General features: G+C 38.6%; 20 protein-coding genes and 1 tRNA gene. 13 read left to right on the top strand and 8 right to left on the bottom strand.

Features of this window, described 5'->3' with window-relative positions; genetic code table 11:
• The first annotated feature begins 474 nt into the window (after positions 1-474).
• From IAE53_RS08350 to IAE53_RS08320, 7 genes are all read left to right on the top strand, one after another.
• The gene (locus IAE53_RS08350; protein WP_167497519.1) at positions 475-618 is read left to right on the top strand and encodes a hypothetical protein; all 144 of its coding nucleotides are present in this window, start codon (positions 475-477) and stop codon (positions 616-618) included.
• 155 nt (positions 619-773) lie between these two features.
• Positions 774-846 (top strand) — tRNA-Lys (locus tag IAE53_RS08345).
• A 257-nt stretch (positions 847-1,103) separates the two neighbouring features.
• Positions 1,104-2,573 carry an MFS transporter gene (locus IAE53_RS08340; protein ID WP_114667331.1) on the top strand — a complete coding sequence of 490 codons (1,470 nt, stop codon included), beginning with the start codon at positions 1,104-1,106 and terminating at the stop codon, positions 2,571-2,573.
• Between the two features lie 163 nt (positions 2,574-2,736).
• Positions 2,737-3,510: a D-alanyl-D-alanine carboxypeptidase family protein gene (locus IAE53_RS08335; protein WP_188353252.1), complete on the top strand. Its 774-nt coding sequence runs from the start codon at positions 2,737-2,739 to the stop codon at positions 3,508-3,510.
• A gap of 113 nt (positions 3,511-3,623) precedes the next feature.
• Positions 3,624-4,268 carry a deoxynucleoside kinase gene (locus IAE53_RS08330; protein WP_010280607.1) on the top strand — a complete coding sequence of 215 codons (645 nt, stop codon included), beginning with the start codon at positions 3,624-3,626 and terminating at the stop codon, positions 4,266-4,268.
• A gap of 79 nt (positions 4,269-4,347) precedes the next feature.
• Positions 4,348-5,136 (top strand): glutamate 5-kinase, encoded by a 789-nt coding sequence (gene proB / locus IAE53_RS08325; RefSeq protein WP_188353250.1) that lies wholly within the window; start codon positions 4,348-4,350, stop codon positions 5,134-5,136.
• 1 nt (position 5,137) lies between these two features.
• Entirely contained in the window at positions 5,138-6,379 is a 1,242-nt protein-coding gene (locus IAE53_RS08320; RefSeq protein ID WP_188353249.1) for a glutamate-5-semialdehyde dehydrogenase, read from the top strand.
• A gap of 34 nt (positions 6,380-6,413) precedes the next feature.
• On the opposite strand, the gene IAE53_RS08315 is transcribed toward IAE53_RS08320, so the two are convergent.
• Positions 6,414-7,382, bottom strand: a complete 969-nt coding sequence (locus IAE53_RS08315; protein ID WP_148423495.1) for a nucleoside hydrolase — start codon at positions 7,380-7,382, stop codon at positions 6,414-6,416.
• Positions 7,383-7,504: 122 nt separating this feature from the next.
• Here IAE53_RS08315 and IAE53_RS08310 point away from each other — a divergent pair, with 122 nt between their 5' ends.
• Positions 7,505-8,521 carry an NAD(P)/FAD-dependent oxidoreductase gene (locus tag IAE53_RS08310; protein ID WP_188353247.1) on the top strand — a complete coding sequence of 339 codons (1,017 nt, stop codon included), beginning with the start codon at positions 7,505-7,507 and terminating at the stop codon, positions 8,519-8,521.
• A gap of 39 nt (positions 8,522-8,560) precedes the next feature.
• Here the strand turns inward: IAE53_RS08310 and IAE53_RS08305 are convergent, their stop codons facing one another.
• The 6 genes from IAE53_RS08305 to IAE53_RS08280 all read right to left on the bottom strand — a co-directional run bounded on the left by IAE53_RS08305 (position 8,561) and on the right by IAE53_RS08280 (position 12,877).
• On the bottom strand, positions 8,561-8,815 hold the full coding sequence (locus IAE53_RS08305; protein WP_148423497.1) for a hypothetical protein: 255 nt from the start codon (positions 8,813-8,815) through the stop codon (positions 8,561-8,563).
• Between the two features lie 9 nt (positions 8,816-8,824).
• On the bottom strand, positions 8,825-9,697 hold the full coding sequence (locus IAE53_RS08300) for a DNA/RNA non-specific endonuclease (RefSeq protein WP_148423498.1): 873 nt from the start codon (positions 9,695-9,697) through the stop codon (positions 8,825-8,827).
• A 71-nt stretch (positions 9,698-9,768) separates the two neighbouring features.
• Complete coding sequence (locus tag IAE53_RS08295; protein WP_148423499.1) at positions 9,769-10,503, bottom strand: amino acid ABC transporter ATP-binding protein; 735 nt, start codon at positions 10,501-10,503, stop codon at positions 9,769-9,771.
• Complete coding sequence (locus IAE53_RS08290) at positions 10,500-11,198, bottom strand: amino acid ABC transporter permease (protein WP_148423500.1); 699 nt, start codon at positions 11,196-11,198, stop codon at positions 10,500-10,502. The genes IAE53_RS08295 and IAE53_RS08290 overlap by 4 nt, the downstream gene beginning before the upstream one ends.
• Before the next feature lie 26 nt (positions 11,199-11,224).
• Positions 11,225-12,013, bottom strand: a complete 789-nt coding sequence (locus IAE53_RS08285) for a transporter substrate-binding domain-containing protein (protein ID WP_148423501.1) — start codon at positions 12,011-12,013, stop codon at positions 11,225-11,227.
• A 210-nt stretch (positions 12,014-12,223) separates the two neighbouring features.
• Complete coding sequence (locus IAE53_RS08280; protein WP_148423502.1) at positions 12,224-12,877, bottom strand: HD domain-containing protein; 654 nt, start codon at positions 12,875-12,877, stop codon at positions 12,224-12,226.
• A 200-nt stretch (positions 12,878-13,077) separates the two neighbouring features.
• On the opposite strand from IAE53_RS08280, the gene metG reads away from it, so the two are divergent.
• Positions 13,078-15,192: a methionine--tRNA ligase gene (gene metG, locus IAE53_RS08275; protein WP_148423503.1), complete on the top strand. Its 2,115-nt coding sequence runs from the start codon at positions 13,078-13,080 to the stop codon at positions 15,190-15,192.
• A gap of 27 nt (positions 15,193-15,219) precedes the next feature.
• Here the strand turns inward: metG and IAE53_RS08270 are convergent, their stop codons facing one another.
• Positions 15,220-15,720 (bottom strand): ECF transporter S component, encoded by a 501-nt coding sequence (locus IAE53_RS08270; protein ID WP_148423504.1) that lies wholly within the window; start codon positions 15,718-15,720, stop codon positions 15,220-15,222.
• A 463-nt stretch (positions 15,721-16,183) separates the two neighbouring features.
• On the opposite strand from IAE53_RS08270, the gene gap reads away from it, so the two are divergent.
• From gap to IAE53_RS08250, 4 genes are all read left to right on the top strand, one after another.
• The gene (gene gap, locus IAE53_RS08265) at positions 16,184-17,203 is read left to right on the top strand and encodes a type I glyceraldehyde-3-phosphate dehydrogenase (RefSeq protein ID WP_010279467.1); all 1,020 of its coding nucleotides are present in this window, start codon (positions 16,184-16,186) and stop codon (positions 17,201-17,203) included.
• A gap of 215 nt (positions 17,204-17,418) precedes the next feature.
• The gene (locus IAE53_RS08260) at positions 17,419-18,228 is read left to right on the top strand and encodes a metallophosphoesterase (RefSeq protein ID WP_148423505.1); all 810 of its coding nucleotides are present in this window, start codon (positions 17,419-17,421) and stop codon (positions 18,226-18,228) included.
• Positions 18,229-18,367: 139 nt separating this feature from the next.
• Positions 18,368-18,814, top strand: a complete 447-nt coding sequence (gene fabZ / locus IAE53_RS08255) for a 3-hydroxyacyl-ACP dehydratase FabZ (RefSeq protein ID WP_188353245.1) — start codon at positions 18,368-18,370, stop codon at positions 18,812-18,814.
• Positions 18,807-19,265 (top strand): MarR family winged helix-turn-helix transcriptional regulator, encoded by a 459-nt coding sequence (locus tag IAE53_RS08250; protein ID WP_031941027.1) that lies wholly within the window; start codon positions 18,807-18,809, stop codon positions 19,263-19,265. The genes fabZ and IAE53_RS08250 overlap by 8 nt, the downstream gene beginning before the upstream one ends.
• Positions 19,266-19,267 lie beyond the last annotated feature (2 nt).

Genomic DNA, 19,267 nt, shown 5'->3' with positions numbered 1-19,267 from the left:
TTTTAATTTTCAATCGTTATATTATAAACATCAACAAAGCAAGTTATCTCAAACAACCCGCTAAGTTGACTTAAAGTAGACATTGAATAAAAATTAGACCTTCGGAGGGCTTGTCTCATAAGCGGTATAACTGATGACCATCACATCAGAAGCACGAAACCCATGGCAAAAAGGAGCCAAAGTCGCGTTCTCCCCGCGACTCTAAATAATTCATATTCTCTCCCGAATATATTCTCTTCTCTCTCAAATATTCTCTCAAAAATATTTCCCGATGAACGCGTTAGTTCATCGGGTTTCGTGTTTTTATGTGTTTTAAATGTGTCTTGTTCATCGCTTTGAGAAAAATACAGGCGTAAATGTGAAAAAGTTCCGAATTTTTTTCGAGTGTTTTTAGAATAAATCAAATACTGGTTTGTGTTGGTAACTAAATATAGATTATAATTCACTTCAAATGATGAAAGGACACAAATGACGATGACGTATCATATTGACTTGACAATTATTATCTGGCTATTTGTTGCCTATAAGTTTTATAAACTGTTGCTAAGAGCTGTGACTACTTTTGAAAGAAAAGTTAATCAAGATAGTCCGTTAGACAAAAATGGATCTAATAATTAAGAGGGATGTTCGCTTTTTGGTTTTAAAGATGTATGCATAGGCTGACTTTAGGGTCAGTCTTTTTAATTCTAATTGATGAATAATAGGTTAATTGATATGTTGCCTATTGATCGAATTTGTGGTATTATATTTTGTGTTGCAAAAACAGATGATATGGTCAGCTAGCTCAGTTGGTAGAGCAACGGACTCTTAATCCGTGGGTCCAGGGTTCGAGCCCCTGGCTGACCATTTTGGAAAACCACTCAGACAATTTCTGGGTGGTTTTTTGTTGTATAAATTAATATGTTGTTAACAATAGTATTTGTGAAATATCTTGATATGTCTCACTTTATTTCTCACAAAGAGAAAAGATAACATTTTGTTTTTGTAAGTTGGTTGCACAAACAAACTAACCATGTTATGATATTTGAGTAAAGATGTGATAACGTTTTCACTTATAAGTGCGTTTATTCACAATTATAAAATATTATCTGGGAGATATAGTTATGGATGCAAATCTTGAAAAAAGAGATGAATTCGCTAAACTAACAACTTGGGATCGTGTGAGTTATGGTTTCGGTGATTTTGCTCAAAACTTGGTGTTTGGAACAGTTGGTGGCTTTTTGCTATTCTACTTAACAAACATTAACGGCATATCAGCCGGTGTTGGTGCAACGATATTTTTAGTTGTTCGTTGGATTAATGTTGTTTGGGATCCATGGGTTGGAACTGTTGTTGATAAAGCTAAAATTACAAAGAATGGTAAATATCGACCATTTCTTTTGAATTTTGGTATTCCACTTGTTATTTTAGCAGCGCTGTTGTTTTTACCTGTTGCAAAAGTGCTAGGATCTGGTTCTGCCGCAACTGTTGCTTATGCAACTGTTTCATATATGGCAACAGCGTTGGTGTACTCATTTGTTAATATCCCTTATGGTTCATTAAATGCATCATTAACTCGCGATGAAATGGAAGTGTCGAAGTTAACTTCAGTTCGTATGATGCTGGCTAATGTGGGTAACTTACTGGTTTATACACTATTTCCTTTGTTTGTTCAATTAGCTTCACCTAATGCAAAAATGACAGATACTGGTCTGTTTGGTTTAAAGTTGAAACTAGGAAATTATGCTGCTCCTTCAGCAGCTGGCGCATGGTTTAAAGTTTACGGTATATATATGGTTATTGGGGCCGTTGCCTTGTTTATCGCTTATCGTAACACCAAAGAACGCGTTCTAGCCTCAGAAGAATCAACGGATCAGGTTAAGTATTCTGATTTGTTTGCTGAATTAAAGCGTAATGCAGCTTTGCGTAACCTTGGTATTTTCTTCTTAGTTGGCTTCACCTTGATGTTCTTTGGAAATACAGTTTGGCCATACTTCATGCAATATAACTTTGGTGTTGAGGGCGGTAAGTCAGCTTTGATGGCATCAATCGGGTTAATTGGTTCAATCCCAGGTATTTTCTTGGTAGTACTTTGGCCAAAATTGCGTGCAACGCTTGGTAAAAAAGGATTTTTCTTCACATTCTTAGCCATCTTTATAGTTGGTCAGTTACTACTGTTTGCTTGGTCTAAGAATCCTTCTTCAGACTGGTTGGGATTCACTGGTCGTTTCCTACAACAGTGGGGCCTAACGTCTGCAACTGGTTTCATGTGGGCTTTGGTTCCTGAAGTTGTCTCAAATGGTGAGTATATCTCAGGTAAGCGTGTTGCTGGTATTATCAATGCTATCATGGGACTTTTCTTCAAAATTGGTTTGGCACTTGGTGGTATTATTCCTGGATACCTTTTGCAGATTATGCACTTTAAGTCTGGTGCTTTGACACAAACTGCCAGTGCACAATTTGGTATTGCATTGTCAATGATTTGGTTACCAATTGTGATGGCAGTTATTGCCATGCTTGTCATCAGTCGTTATCCATTGTCGGATGAATATGTTGACAAGATGAACCAAGAATTGAAAGAAAAAAATAGTTAATAACTAAAACAACATTAACAGGCACTGCTCATAGATTTGCTAAATGGTAAATTTATAACCTTTGACTGGAAGTGTTGTTTTTTATTGCAATCTTATAAGTACTGCGGGATACTAAAGATAGTTTTGTTAATATCAGTTATTAAAATATATTGGGGTAAAAGTAGTGAAAAAAACTGTCGGGCATGTCAAAATGCCATATATATTTGTTATTTTAATTCTAGTTATCATTGTTGGCGTTTTAACAGTACGGCATTTTGATAATCAGGAGAAATCAGCGTCGCCAGATGCTAAAAAGTCGACATCAACAGCTAAGTCAAAAAATACTTTTCCAAAGGGCGTCAAATCGACTGATTGGGACTTAGTCTTGGTCAATAAAAAACATCCTTTATCGGCAGAATTAAATTTTAATAAAGTCACGGTTGATGACAAGCAAATTGATGCTAGAATTGAACAGCCTTTGGCTAATTTTCGTCAAGCCGCTCAAAAAGCAGGATATGCCACAACTTTAGTTTCAGGATATCGTTCCATTGCCTACCAAAAACAAATTTTTGATAATTCAGTTGCACAATATGAAGCCAACGGTTTGAGCGCAACTGAAGCCAAAAATAAGACGGCACTTGTCATCCAAACGCCGGGCGCTTCAGAACATCACACAGGGTTAGCTGCCGATTTGGCAGGGGATGATGCATTAGCAGCCTATCCTGCGCTGCAAGCCGAAATGGATCAGTACGCCTCTCAGAAATGGTTGATACAACATGCACCAGAATACGGATTTGTATTACGTTTCCTAAGTGATGCTAAGTCAATTCAGCAGACAGGTATTGATTATGAATCATGGCATTTTAGATATGTTGGCGTGGCAAACGCCAAATATATGACCCAGCATCATTTAACCTTAGAGGCGTATGTTGCTGCTTTAAAAAATGCCAATCGCTGACGTCAAAACCAATTGATTTCGTCTGCAAGTAAGTGACAATTTTGCTATACTTAATAAGTAAATATTTTTAGCAGGTTTGTTAAATAATCACACTATTTTAAAGGAGAATTGGCATGATTGTATTATCAGGCACCATTGGCGCCGGCAAAACAAGTTTAACAAAGATGTTGGCCCAGCATTTGGATTCAGAGGCTTTTTATGAAAGCGTGGATGATAATCCAATTTTGCCTTTATTCTATGAAGACCCCAAAAAGTATGGCTTTTTGCTGCAAATTTATTTTCTGAATAAGCGTTTGGCACAAATTAAAAAAGCGCAAGTTGTCACAAAAAATATCCTTGATCGTTCAATTTTTGAAGATGCTTTGTTGTTCCAATTAACTGCTGATTTAGATCGTGCCACACAGACAGAAGTCGACATTTATAAATCTTTGGTTGATAATATGATGGCTGAAATTCCCGGAGGCGCTTCAAAAGATCCTGACCTCTTGATTCATGTTCGTGTTAGTTTTGATACAATGTTGGCACGCATCAAAAAGCGTGGACGTTCTTATGAACAAATTGATGAGAATCCAAGTTTGTATGAATATTATCAAGCACTTAATAGTCGCTATGATGATTGGTTTGAAAACTATGACCGATCACCAAAAATTCAAATTGATGGCGACCGTTTTGATTTCGTTGAGAATCCAAAAGCACGAGCAGAAGTATTTGAAATGATTGATGCCAAATTATCTGAGACAGGTGTGCTATCATTTTAAAAGTACTAACGACTATATAGCTCCTAACTGCCGAGTTGGGAGCTTTCTGTTATAATAAAACAAAATAGGAAATAATAGCATGGAAAATTGGCAGAGAATCGTTGTCAAAGTTGGCACAAGCACCATTGTTGATGGTAATGGGCAAATTAAATATTCAGTGATCAATCGTTTGGCGCAAACACTCACAAGTTTACAAAAAAGCGGGCATGAAGTGGTATTAGTTACTTCAGGTGCGATTGGTGTGGCGATGCAACAAATGCAGCTTCAGTCACGGCCAAAAGAAATACCACAACAGCAAGCATTGGCAGCTATCGGTCAAACGTATTTAATGTCACTTTATAACCAAAGCTTTGCGTTTTATCAACAAATGATAGGACAAGTTTTGTTGACGTATGACGTTTTTGATAATAAAGTAATGCTTGAAAATGCTATCAACGCTGTTGAAGCATTGTTAGCTGAACATGTTATTCCAATTATTAACGAAAATGATGTGATTGCAGTAGATGAATTGGATCATCAACATTCGTTTGGTGATAATGATCGGTTGGCAGCAATTGTAACACATGAATTACAAGCCGATGGTCTAATCATTTTAAGTGACGTTGACGCGCTGTATACTGCCAATCCAACGATTGATACCAATGCTACACCTATTCGTCGTGTCACGGCAGTTACTGATGACATTCGGATGAGTGCCACTGGTTCCGTTTCAGGACTTGGAACAGGTGGTATGAGTACCAAATTATTGGCAGCCGAACTGGTGATGGCACATCGTGGCAAAATGGTGCTAATCAATGGTGCCAATCCCGCTTTAATTTTAGATGTTATCAAGGGTGAGACCGTGGGCACTTTGTTTCAAGGAGAATAAGATGGAAACAATACAAAATATTGGTCAAAAAGCAAAGGCAGCAGCGCTAGACGCTGCAAACTTATCTTTTGAGACACGCAATCAAATTCTGAAAATGATGGCAGCTGCTATTACGGAAAAGTCAGATGTCATTATTGCGGCTAATCAGCAAGATTTAGCATTAGCAACAAATCTTGCTGCACCAATGGTAAAACGACTAACGCTTGATGAGGCGACAATTCAAGGCATTGCCGAATCTCTTTTGGCAGTCACGCAATTGCCTGATCCTTTAGCAGGACCGTATGAAACGTGGGAAAATCACGCCAAATTAAAAATTGTAAAAAAGATAGTACCCTTGGGTGTTGTGGCAATGGTCTATGAAGCACGACCAAATGTTACTGTTGACGCAGCGGCGCTCACGCTAAAGTCTGGTAATGCTGTTATTTTACGAGGTGGGAAAGAAGCGATTGCCTCAAATAAGGCACTCGCAGCTATTTTACGTGACGTTTTGAAGCAATGTGATCTCAATCCAGATATGATACAACTCATCACTGACACGTCACATGACTCAGTCAACCAGTTACTTCATATGAGAGAATATGTGGACGTCTTGATTCCACGAGGCTCTGGTCATTTTATTGATTTTGTTGTGGCTAATGCCACGGTTCCTGTGATAGAAACTGGTGCTGGTAACACACACATTTTTGTAGATGCTAGTGCTGATCAAGATGAAGCCATTAATATTATTCATAATGCCAAAACGCAGAAGCCAGCGGTATGCAATGCTGCCGAGAAGTTGTTAATTCATGCGGATATAGCGGATGAATTTTTGCCAAAGATTACTGGTCGATTAAGAGCGGCAGATGTTGAATTACGAGGTGATGAAGCCTCCAGAGTGATTGAAAGTGATTTGATACCAGCTAGTGAGCTTGATTGGGACACAGAATATAATGACCTAATTATGGGTGTCCGTATTGTTTCTGGGATTGATGAGGCAATTGAGTGGGTGAATCGGCACACAACGCATCATTCTGAAACAATTATTAGTGAAAATGCTGAAAACGTTGCCAAATTTATGAATGACGTTGATGCGGCAGTCGTTTATCGAAACGCCTCAAGTCGGTTTACGGACGGATTTGAATTTGGGTTCGGTGCAGAAATTGGCATTTCAACTCAAAAGCTTCATGCACGTGGGCCAATGGGTCTTGAGGCTTTGACAACAATCAAATATGAAGTGTTTGGCGATGGTCAAATTCGTTCATAAATAAAGAGACATGTCGTTAATGACATGTCTCTATTTACTTCTGAGTTGTATTCAAAATATTTAGCATTAGATTTTGGAAATCGTTTACAAAACGTGGTGTGTCGACGAGCACGGCGGCTTTAGTAGTTGTTGGTTCCAACAATCTACTTTTATCTCCGATAGTGCGACCATAATCGCCACTTTCTTTATCATAAGTGACACGCATGGCTAATGAAATGGTGGTGACATAGCTTGGGTCAATACCAACGGCTACTGCTAGCGGATCATGGAGTGCGGCACCTTTTTTGTCGATATTCAGTTTATCATAGGCGTCAATATAAAAATCCATTAAATCAGCATATTTTTCACCTGCGGTTGTTCCTAGCAAGCGCCATGCAGCAGTTTCTTTTTTTGTTAATAGTGTTCGTAGGGTAACATCAAGACCAACCATCGTTAAATTGTCCTGATGAGTGAAAGCAAAGTCAGCAGCCTCGGGATCTTGATGGATATTAGCTTCAGTGAATGGCGTGACATTGCCTGGAACGGTTAAGGCGCCACCCATCAATGTCGTATTACCAATTAAGTGCGCAACGTCGGGATCTTTTTTAATTGCAGCCGTCAAGTTCGTTAGGGGACCGGTAGGAATAAAAATTAACTCATCTTGATATTGGTGTGCAGCTTCGATTAAGAAATCGACCCCAGATTGTGCGGAAACTTTTTGAGGTGATATTGCTAACAAAACATCACCAACGCCGTTTTTGCCGTGAATAGCTTGTGAAATCGGCATCACATCAAAATGGTCAGTAGTGCTTGAATGACTTTCACCAATGAAAACAGGGACATTGTCTGCACCGAGTAGATGGAGTAAATTCAAAGAATTTTGGGCGGCCGTTGTGACCAGAGTGTTACCATAACTTGAAATAATACCAATGAGATCAACATTTGGGTCTGCGACAGCATAAGCCAACGCAAGAGCGTCATCAATACCTGTGTCAAGATCAAGAATCATTTTTTTGTGGGCCATAAATTTTCTCCAATTTTTAAAGATATGTTTATTATAACGGACAACAACAAATTTAGGGATAAATTCGCCAAATGTAGGTATAATATTCTTGTACAGGGTAAACAAAAATTGGAGATTTATGAATGACAGAAACAGAAATATATGATATTGCCATAATAGGTGGTGGACCAGTTGGTATGTTTGCAGGATTTTATGCTGGGCTACGAAATACAAAAACAATTTTGATCGAAAGTTTAGCGACTTTAGGCGGGCAGGTAACAGCACTTTATCCTGAAAAAAATATTCTAGATGTTGCGGGTTTTTCTAGTATCAAAGGTTCAGACTTAATCGCGTCGTTACAAGCACAACTTGATATGTTTCCTATTACAATTAAAACGAATACGACTGTGGTTAACGTTGTGAAACAAGACGAGTTATTCACAATTTCTACAGATGACGGCACCACGCTGATTGCCAAAACAATTATCGTTACCACAGGTAAAGGGGCATTTGAACCACGTAAAATGCAGTTAGATGGCGTAGATGAGCTAGTTGGACAAGGTGTTCACTATTTTGTAAAAAACAAACATGATTTTGATAATCATGATGTTGCCATTGCTGGTGGCGGGGATTCAGCAGTTGATATGGCAACGATGCTTAATCAATTAACCGCTTCGACTGCTTTGATTCATCGACGGGATCAATTTAGAGCGATGGAGCAAAGTGTTAAAGCGTTAGAACAGTCAACAGTGAAACGTGAAACACCAAAAAAAGTGACAAAAGTTGAGAAATTGTCTTCGGGCAAGCTGAGGCTTAGTTTGGCTAATGTTAAAAATGACTTGTTGCATAGCGATTTAGTAGTGGATGACCTAATTATCAACTATGGTTTCATTTCAGCTAATAAAACAGTGCAATCTTGGGACATTCAGCCGGAACTTGATGGTCAAGTATTTCATGTTAATCAAGAATTGGCTACTAGTGTTCCTGGTGTATTTGCAATTGGGGATGCCAGCCATTATGTTGGGAAAGCGGACTTGATAGCAATTGGATTTGGTGAAGCACCCAATGCTATTAATGCTGCTATTCGGGTATTTGACCCAGAACGTGGTGGGCCAGGCCATTCTAGTGCCATGGTTGTCCGCGATGGTAAAGTGATATAAAAAAATGTTAACCTCTGATACTGAGGTTAACATTTTTTGTTATAAGTCATGTTTGTGTGTGTTACCGCGGGCAAAATGACGATTATTAGCATGTGTCTCGCGTTTTTTTTGCGTTCGAATTTGTTTTTCTAGCTCAGCAATTACTAAGGTGACATTCTTCAAATTGTTTCTTAGTGAGCGTTGTGATGAAGCATCATGGTTTGACTGTTCTAAGTCATTTTGCAATTGTTTAGCTTGGTTCTGTGCGGTCGAGAGTTTTTGTTGTAATGCTTTGATATCATATAATTGAAACATAGGTGCGCCTTACTTTGTCGATTCTAATATTGTTACTTTACCAGTGGCATAATCAATTTTAACGCCGGGTTGTACATTAAAAATCCAATAATTGAGATTAAGGCTTTTGCCATTGTCGCCAATTGATTTTGCCATATAATGAACACCACGTGGAATACGTTCGTTGCCAATATATAGAGGTGTGACTTGTCCACGTATAGTGATCTTAGGATTTTTTTCAATCGCATCACGAATGTCATCTTCAGCAACTAATTGTCCCGGATAGGCATTTTCCACTCGTGTACCTGTTGTCATGTTCTCTGTGACCATTGTCGCCATACCGAAAAATTGATAGCCAACGATGTGCGACTTATTCCACAAAGGCTGCTTGCTGTTACCAAGTTTAACATTGGGATTATTATGATAGCCTCCGACCCACTTTGTGCCGTCAAATCGATCACCAATAAACCAACCTGATGGACGGACGTCGTATGGCATGCGACTTGGCCTTTTGGTTACTTTAGAGATAGCACTTTGACTAGCTACAAAATTGGCCTGTTGTGAGCGACCTAGACTATCTAGGGGCGACAAACTCAAGCCGTCAATTGGTCGTAACTTTGAGGCTTGACTGGGAAAAGTGTCCGCCATTTCAGTTTTACTAAAAGTCGCTTTATTGTTGTTAACGTGAACAATGTCGCCGTCTAAAGTGCCATCCCATTTAAGATTTAAAAGCGCTTGGTCATTTGGCGCATTAACGGTGGCACGTGATGTTTTCTCGGTTGGCGTATTTGATTGCTGTTGGTTTTGCCAAAGATAAAATCCAGCAACAAGTACAATGATTAACAGCGACAAAATTTTATTTTGAGGCTGTTTTTTACGAGTATAAGTGCGTTTTCTAGCCATGATATTCTCTCTTTCAACTCATATATCATAACATGTTGTGGGTTAATACGAAACGCAATGAGATTTTTCTATTAAAAGCTCATTGCATTTAAGAATTGTTGAATTCTATTATCTGTGGCACTAAAAAATCCCTCAGCACTACCATCATAACCAATTTGACCATTTTCAATGAAAATAATATGATCGGCCACTTGACGCGCAAAACCCAAGTTGTGGGTCACGACAATCATGGAGGTCCGTTGAGTAGCTAACTCTTTTAGGACATGTAGTACTTGTGCTTCTAATTCTGGATCTAGTGCACTAGTTGGCTCATCGAGTAATAAGTATTCTGGTTGCATGGCTAATGCTCGCATAATGGCAACACGTTGCTGCTGACCTCCGGAAAGCTCTGATGGGTATCGTTCAGCGAGTTCTGCCATACCAAATCGTTCCAGTAATGCTTGTGCTTTTTTTGTAGCAACAGCGACAGGCTCTTTTTGGACTTGGACTGGACCCTCTATGATATTTTTTAAGACCGTCAAGTGTGCAAACAAAGCTTTTTCTTGAAAAACCATGCCAAATGATTGTCGGACATTGAAAATTTCTTTTTTGGCAATAGGTGCTTCAAAATTGATGGTTAAATCATTCAAAGCTAGTGTGCCACTTGTTGGCCTTTCAAGCAAATTTAGGGTACGTAGCAGTGTTGATTTACCAGAACCAGAGGGACCAAGAATAACCGTTGTTTCATGTGCATTAAAAGTTGCTGAAACATCATCTAATGCACGTTTGTCTGGATACTGTTTGATAATGTGTTTAACTTCAATCATATTGTAAACCTCGAGGTATAACGTTCAAGATAGTGTTGTCCCACAGTTAAGATAGTGGTTAATAACGCATAAACCATTGCCACTAACACATACATGGATAAAATTTTGTAGTTTTCGGCGGCGATTTGCTGACTGAGATAAAACATTTCTACAATGGTAATGACACTGGCCAGTGACGTATCTTTCAACAAACTAATTAGTGAGTTGCTTAGAGGTGGAATCGAAATGCGCGCAGCCTGTGGTAAAACAACACGCCAGTAAACTTGACGATTAGTCATGCCTAATGACTCGGCTGCTTCTTTTTGTACTTTAGGCACTGATAAAATGGCTGCACGGACACTTTCTGACGCATAGGCACCAGTATTTAGTGAAAAAACGGTGATAGCCGATACCCAAGCATTGGCAAAAAAGTTGATGTGTGCATTGGGTAATCCGTAGAACACAATAAACAATTGCACAATCATTGGCGTTGAACGAAATAGCCAAACGTAAAATGCTGCCAAAGTCTTTAACACGCTCATGATTAGTTTTACGATTGTTTCAGATGGCAGCTTCGCAATACGAATTAAAGCTGTTAAAATCGCAAAGATTAATCCTAAAATGAACGAAATTGCCGTCAAAGGAAGTGTATAGGTTAGCGCGGCCATCAATAAACTTGGCAAATATTGTATGGCAAGTTGAATAAATTGTGTCATAAAATCCTCCTAGACAACATAATCAATCATTTTACAGTTAAATCAGTATTGAAATATTTGATTGACAGTGACTTTAAAGTACCATCTGCGCGCAGGTCAGTTAATGCTTGATTAATTTTTTCTTGCAAGGCTTTGTTATTTTTGTTGATCAGCGCTCCGGCTGGAGAAGCAGGACTTTCTTTGCTTAAATCAATGGCAGTTGTTTTAGCTGACGGATTTGCTTTTTTCCATACTTGGTAAGCACCCATGTCATTTAAAGTGCCGTCGGCGCGACCAGTAGTGACCATGTTCATAGCTTCCGTTATCCCGGGAACGGCCACTATTTCTGCACCGGATTTTTTAGCCAGTGCTCCGAAATTAGAAGTTGTGGATTGCGCCATTTTTTTACCTTTGATATCAGCCAATGTCTTTAAGTCTGTGGCAGATGTTGGTTTAATTAAGACAGTTTTAGCATAAATATAGGGCGAGCTAAAACGATAGTTTTTTTGACGTTCTGCTGTGATACCCACATCATTAAAAACGACGTCATATCTTTTTGCACCAAGACCAGCGATTAATGAGTCCCATTTTGTTTGAACATATTTAGGCTTTAGCCCTAGTTTTTTGGCTATTTTTGTCGATAACTCAACTTCAAATCCGGTTAATTTGCCATTTTGACGGTATGAAAAAGGTGCATAAGTGCCTTCTAAACCAATGGTTAAAGTGCCTGATGTTATGGTTTCTGATTTTTGAGATGAGCGTCGTGTGGTAATACTTATGACCGCTGCGATGACAATGATTAGTGCAATTACTGTGACAATGATTTTCTTCTTCATGATTTTTCTCCATAGAAAAAGGCGCTTATCAAATGAAGTTGATAAGCGCCTGTTGCGTTAGTAAGTGATAGTTTGATGTGGATAAAAATACGTCAAAATACCGGTGCTAACAAGCGCCGGTGGACACAATTTTTAGTTGTAATCATCATTTTTAACATTATTTCTCCAAATTCAATATAAGCTTAACATGTCAATAATTATTCTGCAAGTTTATTTTTCAAGAGACCATTCAGCCTTAAATTCGCTCAAAAAATCTAGCATGAATTGCTGTCTTGGTATTGCAATGGCACGAGCTGTGTCAGTGTTTAGCTTGTCTTTAATGAGCAACAGTTTTTCATAAAAGTGATTAATTGTTGTACTGTCATTGCTGCGATAGGTCGTTTTATCTTTAGCGATTTTGGGTGGAATACTTGGATCATATAAGACACGATTTTTAACAGCACCGTATGTGATTGCTCGTACAACAGCGATAGCACCGATAGCGTCAAGACGGTCTGCATCCTGAACAATTTGACCATTGAGCGTTAAATGAGTTGCATTTTCTAACGAATGTGACCAAGACATATTATCAATAATATCCGTAATAGCTTCGATTTTTTCAGGATCAACGCCAATTGACAATAAAAAGGAAATCATAGCATTTTTAGCAGCAATCACATCTGCTTCGCTGTCATATAATTTATCGTCATATACATCATGAAGTAAAACAGCTGCATGAACGATAAAGGCATCAGCATCAGGCTCATTAGCCAGAATCTTATCTGCCAGCGCCAACACACGCATAATGTGGTCAGTCCCGTGTCCGGTGTTGTCCTTTGTTAGGACAGTTGTCATGTATTTGGTAATTAATTCAAGTTGTGACATTAAGTTATCTCCTAATCAACTATAGTTTACCGGTTTTGTTTTTAAATTGAAAGCAGCATGCATTCGAGAAAAAATGAAATTTCCTATGAAAAATACCTAATTTTGGTTATAATAATCTTATATACTAAGCCTCATATGGCAAAAAGCGTGCTTCAGTCCAGAAATGAGCTAGGTTACGTTAAAGAAAGAGGAAGACTCATATGTCAGAACCAAACAATGTTTTATTTAACACTGCCAATCACACAGATTCAGCTGTCATTTACGACAAATTTTCGAAGGCAGAGCAACAATTTTCTGTGAAGAAAGACAAAACTTTCTACATCACAACACCTATCTATTATCCATCAGGTAAGTTGCAACTTGGCAATACTTATACGACAGTATTAGCTGATGCGGCAGCGCGATATCACCGCCTTTTGGGTGATGATGTATACTTTTTAACAGGTACTGATGAACATGGTTTGAAAATTCAACAAAAAGCAAAAGCTGCTGGCACGTCAGAAATTGCCTATCTTGATGGCATGGCTAAGCAAATCAAAGACTTGTGGCAGTTAATGGATATTTCATATGATGACTTTATCCGGACGACAGAAGATCGCCACGAAAAAGCCGTTGAAAAGATTTTTACACAATTACTTGAAAATGGTGATATTTATAAAGGTGAGTATGAAGGTTGGTATTCTGTTTCAGATGAAGAATATTTCACCGAATCACAACTTGCTGAAGTCTATCACGACGAACAAGGTAAAGTAATTGGTGGTAAGGCACCATCAGGACATGAAGTTGAACTCGTTAAAGAAGAAGCTTACTTTTTCAAAATGAGTCAATACGCCGACTGGTTGCTAGATTACTACAAAACGCACCCTAACTTTATTCAACCTGAAGCGCGAATGAACGAGATGATCAATAACTTCATTGCGCCTGGATTAGAAGATTTGGCAGTTACGCGGACATCCTTTGACTGGGGTGTACCTGTCCCTGGGGATGAAAAACATGTGATTTATGTTTGGATTGACGCGTTAGCCAATTATATTACTGCGCTCGGCTATGATTCAGATGACACAGCGTTGTTTGATAAATTCTGGCCAGCTAATGTCCAATTAGTTGGTAAAGAAATTGTCCGCTTCCACACGATTTATTGGCCAATCATGTTGCACGCACTTGGATTAGAATTGCCCAAAACGGTGATTGGTCATGGCTGGTTAGTCATGAAAGACGGTAAAATGTCGAAGTCAAAGGGTAATGTTATTTACCCAGAAGTGTTGGAACAACGTTATGGTTTGGACGCAGTTCGTTACTACTTATTGCGTGCTATGCCATTTGGAAATGATGGCGTGTTTACCCCAGAAGACTTTGTTGCCCGTGTCAATTATGATTTGGCAAACGATTTAGGAAACTTACTTAACCGAACTGTTGCTATGATTAATAAATATGAAGGCGGTGTGATACCTGAACTTCATACTGGCAAGACCGCGTTTGATGAAGATCTAGTTCGTACTGTGGAGGACGCGATTGTTAGCTATAACAAAAATTTCCGTGAACTCCGTACAGCAGATGCACTCGAAAGTGTTTGGACAATTATTCGTCGAGCCAATAAGTATATTGACGAGACACAACCTTGGGTGTTGGCGAAAGATGACAACGCTAAGCCAATTTTATCAAGCGTTATGGCACACCTTGCCGGTGCATTACGTGTCGTTGCCGTACTGTTGCAACCAGTTTTGACACAAGCCCCTCGCAAAATATTTGAGCAGTTGGGGTTGGATTATGCTGAAAAGGGTGTCGCAATTGGTGGGTTGACATTTGGGAAATTACCAACTGGTGGTCACGTTGTTGCTAAGGGTGAACCAATCTTCCCGCGTCAAAATGTTGATGAAGAAGTGGCATTTATTTCTGGTTTAGTTTCCAAGGACACTAAAGGAAAAGGTCGTGCAGTAAAAGAAGCAGCGATTGCTGCCGCTAATAAAGACACGACACCGGAAAAAGAATTAATCACGTATGATGATTTTGCGAAAGTAGAAATTCTGGCAGCTAAGATCACTGCAGGTGAAATTGTTGCCAAGTCTGAAAAATTGTTGAAATTCACACTGGATGATGGTTCTGGTAAACCACGACAAATTTTGTCTGGTATTCGAAAGTGGTATGCTGATCCCGCTGTTTTGGTTGGTAAAACTGTGGCTATTGTAGCCAATATGAAACCGCGCAAGATGGCTGGTGAAATATCCGAAGGTATGATTTTGTCAGCTGAAAAGAATGATATTGTGACGGTTACAATTTTGCCTGATTCAATTGAACCAGGATCGGGTATTGAGTAAAAAAAAGACTCCTATGGAGTCTCTTTTTTATACTTTCAAATCAATTTGTGGCATACGTTTAAATACTGGAATTAAGATTAATGCAACAATTAATCCCATGACTGCTTGTGCGATATTACCAACTATTGACGCGACTCCAGCGGGCCAATTGTACAAGATTGCTCCCGCCAAAACGTAACCAATCACCATAATAAGGCTGCCAATTAGCAAAGCAATTGCCTGTGGCAAAATTGATTTACGATAACCAATATAGCCGACCAACAATCCTTCTGCACCATGAATGATTAATGAAAAAATCATCCATTGTGGATAGCCCGCAAGTAAATCAAGTAATAAACCACTCATACCGCCAACAATCAATCCGCTTCGGGCCCCACCAAGAAGCGCGGCAATGAAAATACCGGCTTCCACAAGATTGACAAAGCCATTAGTAGCAGGAACGGGAATTTTTATCACATAAGATAATGCAATATTAAAAGCAATGATTACCGCTAATATGGCGATATGTTGCGATTTAGAGTTGTGCATGTTGTTAAGTCCTTTGAATGTTTATCTGATCAACGTTTTTATGAAATCGATACAATAAATGATGTAAGTGATATCTCTGATCAAGTTCATGGGATGGAACTCAAAAATGAAAACGTTTATCATATTTTATCAGTTATTGATACGTAGTGCAATTGATTTTTGGTTAAAAAGCATCATTTATCTTAGCCTTTTTGTTGAAAAATGAGAATAAAATGTACCATATAAACTAATGTTGCCGTGCTGTGTTATATTAACAAACGGAGTGGTTCTTTGGTTTCAATACATGTCCCAATAATCAAAAAACTCAGTTAAATTTTTTTATATGTAATAATAATTAAAAATATTTGATTTTGCTGGTTAATCAAATCAGTTTTTAGACAAGTTCACGTTCGCTCATTGTTGAACTTTGTGCTATAATATTGGTGTTGACATAAGTCAAAAATTTTTGGAGGATCTAAAACACATGACTGTTAAGATTGGTATTAACGGATTTGGACGTATTGGCCGCTTGGCTTTCCGTCGCATCCTTGAGTTGTCAGACAAAGCATCAGATATCGAAGTTGTTGCTATCAACGACTTGACAAGCCCTGACATGTTGGCATACTTGTTGAAGTATGACTCAATTCACGGTACTTTGCATGCTGATGTTTCATCTGATGAGAGCGGTATTATCGTTAACGGTAAGCACTATGCTGTTTACTCAGAACGTAACGCTGCTGACTTGAAGTGGGTTGCTAACGATGGTGTTGATTATGTATTGGAAGCTACTGGTTTCTATACTTCAGCTGAAAAGTCACAAGCTCACTTGGATGCAGGTGCCAAGAAGGTATTGGTTTCAGCCCCAGCCGGTGCAGTTCCAACAGTTGTTTACGGTGTTAACCAAGACATCTTGACTGCAGACGACAAGATTGTTTCTGCAGGATCATGCACAACGCAATCATTGGCTCCAATCGCTAACGTATTGGAAAAGGAATTTGGCGTTAAAACTGGATTGATGTTGACTGTTCACGCTTACACAGCTTCACAAAGCTTGCAAGATGGACCAAAATCAGCTAACTTTGCAAAGCGCCAAGCAAATCGTGATGCTGCTTCAAACTCATTGCCACATTCATCTGGTGCCGCAAAGGCTATCGGTTTGGTTGTGCCTTCATTGGATGGTAAGTTGACTGGCTCAGCTATCCGTGTTCCTGTTCCTGATGGTTCAATCACTGAATTGACTGCCGTTTTGAAGAAAGACGTTACAGTTGAAGAAGTTAACGCAGCTATGAAGAAGTACGAATCTGATTCATTTGGTTACAACGGTGACGGATTGGTATCTACTGACATCATCAACGATACACATGGTACTGTCTTTGATCCAACACAAACTGAAGTTGTTGCCGGAGAAGGTCAACAATTAGTTAAGGTTGCAGCATGGTACGATAACGAATACGGTTTCACTTCAAACATGATCCGTACATTGTTACACTTCGCAACATTGTAAAATTAAAGACATCACATACTTTTGGGTAAGATGTTATTTTAAGAAGACCGCTATGGCGGTTTTTTTGTTGCAATTAATCAGTAATCACTTTTTTAATGTGTTAATGTTACAAAAAGTAATAAAAATCAAACAAATCTTAAACAAATGTTGCGATAACAGCATATTCGTTTTAAATGTGATATACTTTACTCAAATATCGAACAGGAGTTCTATTTGTGAAAGTTGCATTTTCTTCAGATAATCACTTTGATTTAAATCATATTGATGTTAAACGCGCAATGCATGCTCAAGCGCTCTATTTGTTGAATCAAAATGTTCAATTATATGTGATTGCTGGTGATTCATTTAATGATTTTGCAGAGACATTATCTTTTGCACATGAGATGCAGGCGCTCGTGCAAGACAAAATGACTATCCGATTTATTGCTGGCAATCATGACATGGGCAAAAACGTCAGTTATGATGAATTAGAAAGTGACATTGACCCACTATATTTCCATAATAAATACATGGATTTAACTGATGAAGTAAGACTAATCGGTAATAATGGCTGGTATGATTATAGTTTTGTCGGTCAGGACTATACACAAGCACAAATTGAGCAATTTAAAAAAGCTTTTTGGTTTGATCGTCGAATTGAACAACCGATGAGTGATAGAGAACGTTTTGATATTAATCTGAAGCAGATTAATGATCAACTATTAGCCGCGGGCAATCGGCAAACCGTATTAGTGAGTCACTTTGTGCCAAAAGATGATTATATCAAACGTTTTCCAAATGGGAATACACGACTAGATATGGCGAATGCTTTTTTGGGAAGTCGTCGTCTGGGACAAGCTTTGGATCAATCCTATACGATTGCCACAGTGACAGGCCATTTACATTTACACCCTGCGCCACTAAAAGTAGGCAATAACATTTATTATAATGCGGCCGTCGGCTATAATACCACTCGCGTGCATGAATGGCAGAGTGACGATTTTATGACTGAATGGCAAAATAGACTAATTATTTTGACTTTTTAAACACCCCTGTCTCGGGTGTTTTTTATTAACAGCGCCAATTTTTGAATCGCTTAATTAGTTTGACAATCGAAATACTTTGTGATAATATTTGACTATCATATATTTTGATTATCGAAGTATTTCTTAGAGAGGAACCACTATGCCAGTTCTTACAACGACTGAAATTATGAGTTTAATCCCGAATCGTTATCCTATTTTATATATGGATTACGTCGAGGAGATGGTACCGGATGAATCAATTGTAGCTGTTAAAAATGTTACAATTAACGAGCAATTTTTTCAAGGACATTTTCCTGGAAATCCTGTGATGCCTGGCGTCTTAATCATTGAATCATTAGCACAAGCGGCGTCAATCTTGATTTTATCTTCACCACAATTCAAGGGCAAGACAGCCTATATGACAGGTATTGACAACGCTAAGTTTAAGCAAATGGTTAAACCAGGTGATGTTTTGAAATTGCATGTCACATTTGGTAAACTACGCGCCAACATGGGAAGCGTATTGGTCGAGGCCAAAGTCGACGGTAAAACTGCGACATCAGCAGAGTTGATGTTTGTGGTGGCGCCAGATGAAAAAAATGAATGAAGTAATTACAACTGATTTTGAAAAAATAAATAGTGACCTTGTTGATGTATTTAACAATGTTATGTGGATTGAAGAAGCCTCTTTGAAACGTAGTTATTTTTCAGATATTACATTAAAAGATATGCACACCATTGATGCTATCTCAATGTATGATGAAAAAAGTGCTTCTCAGGTGGCTCGCATGATTCATCTCACTCCGAGTGCAATGACCACAGCCATTGATAAGTTAGTACAAAAAGGTTATGTTGAGCGACGTCGTTCCCGAACTGATCGGCGTGTTGTTAAACTAGGTTTAACGCATAAAGGGCGAGTGGTTTACCGTGCACATCAAGGCTTCCACCGTGATATGGCTCATAATTTTATGGCTGGTATGACAACGGAAGAAGCTTCTGTTGTACAACGTGCTATTCATAATTTAAAAAGTTATTTGATGGCAATATTGAGTAAGTGAGA

The sequence above is a fragment of the Leuconostoc sp. S50 genome, from assembly GCF_016624925.1.
Taxonomy (GTDB): domain Bacteria; phylum Bacillota; class Bacilli; order Lactobacillales; family Lactobacillaceae; genus Leuconostoc; species Leuconostoc pseudomesenteroides.
Note: the sequence above shows the minus strand (reverse complement) of the source record. Positions and strands in the feature narration are given on the sequence as shown.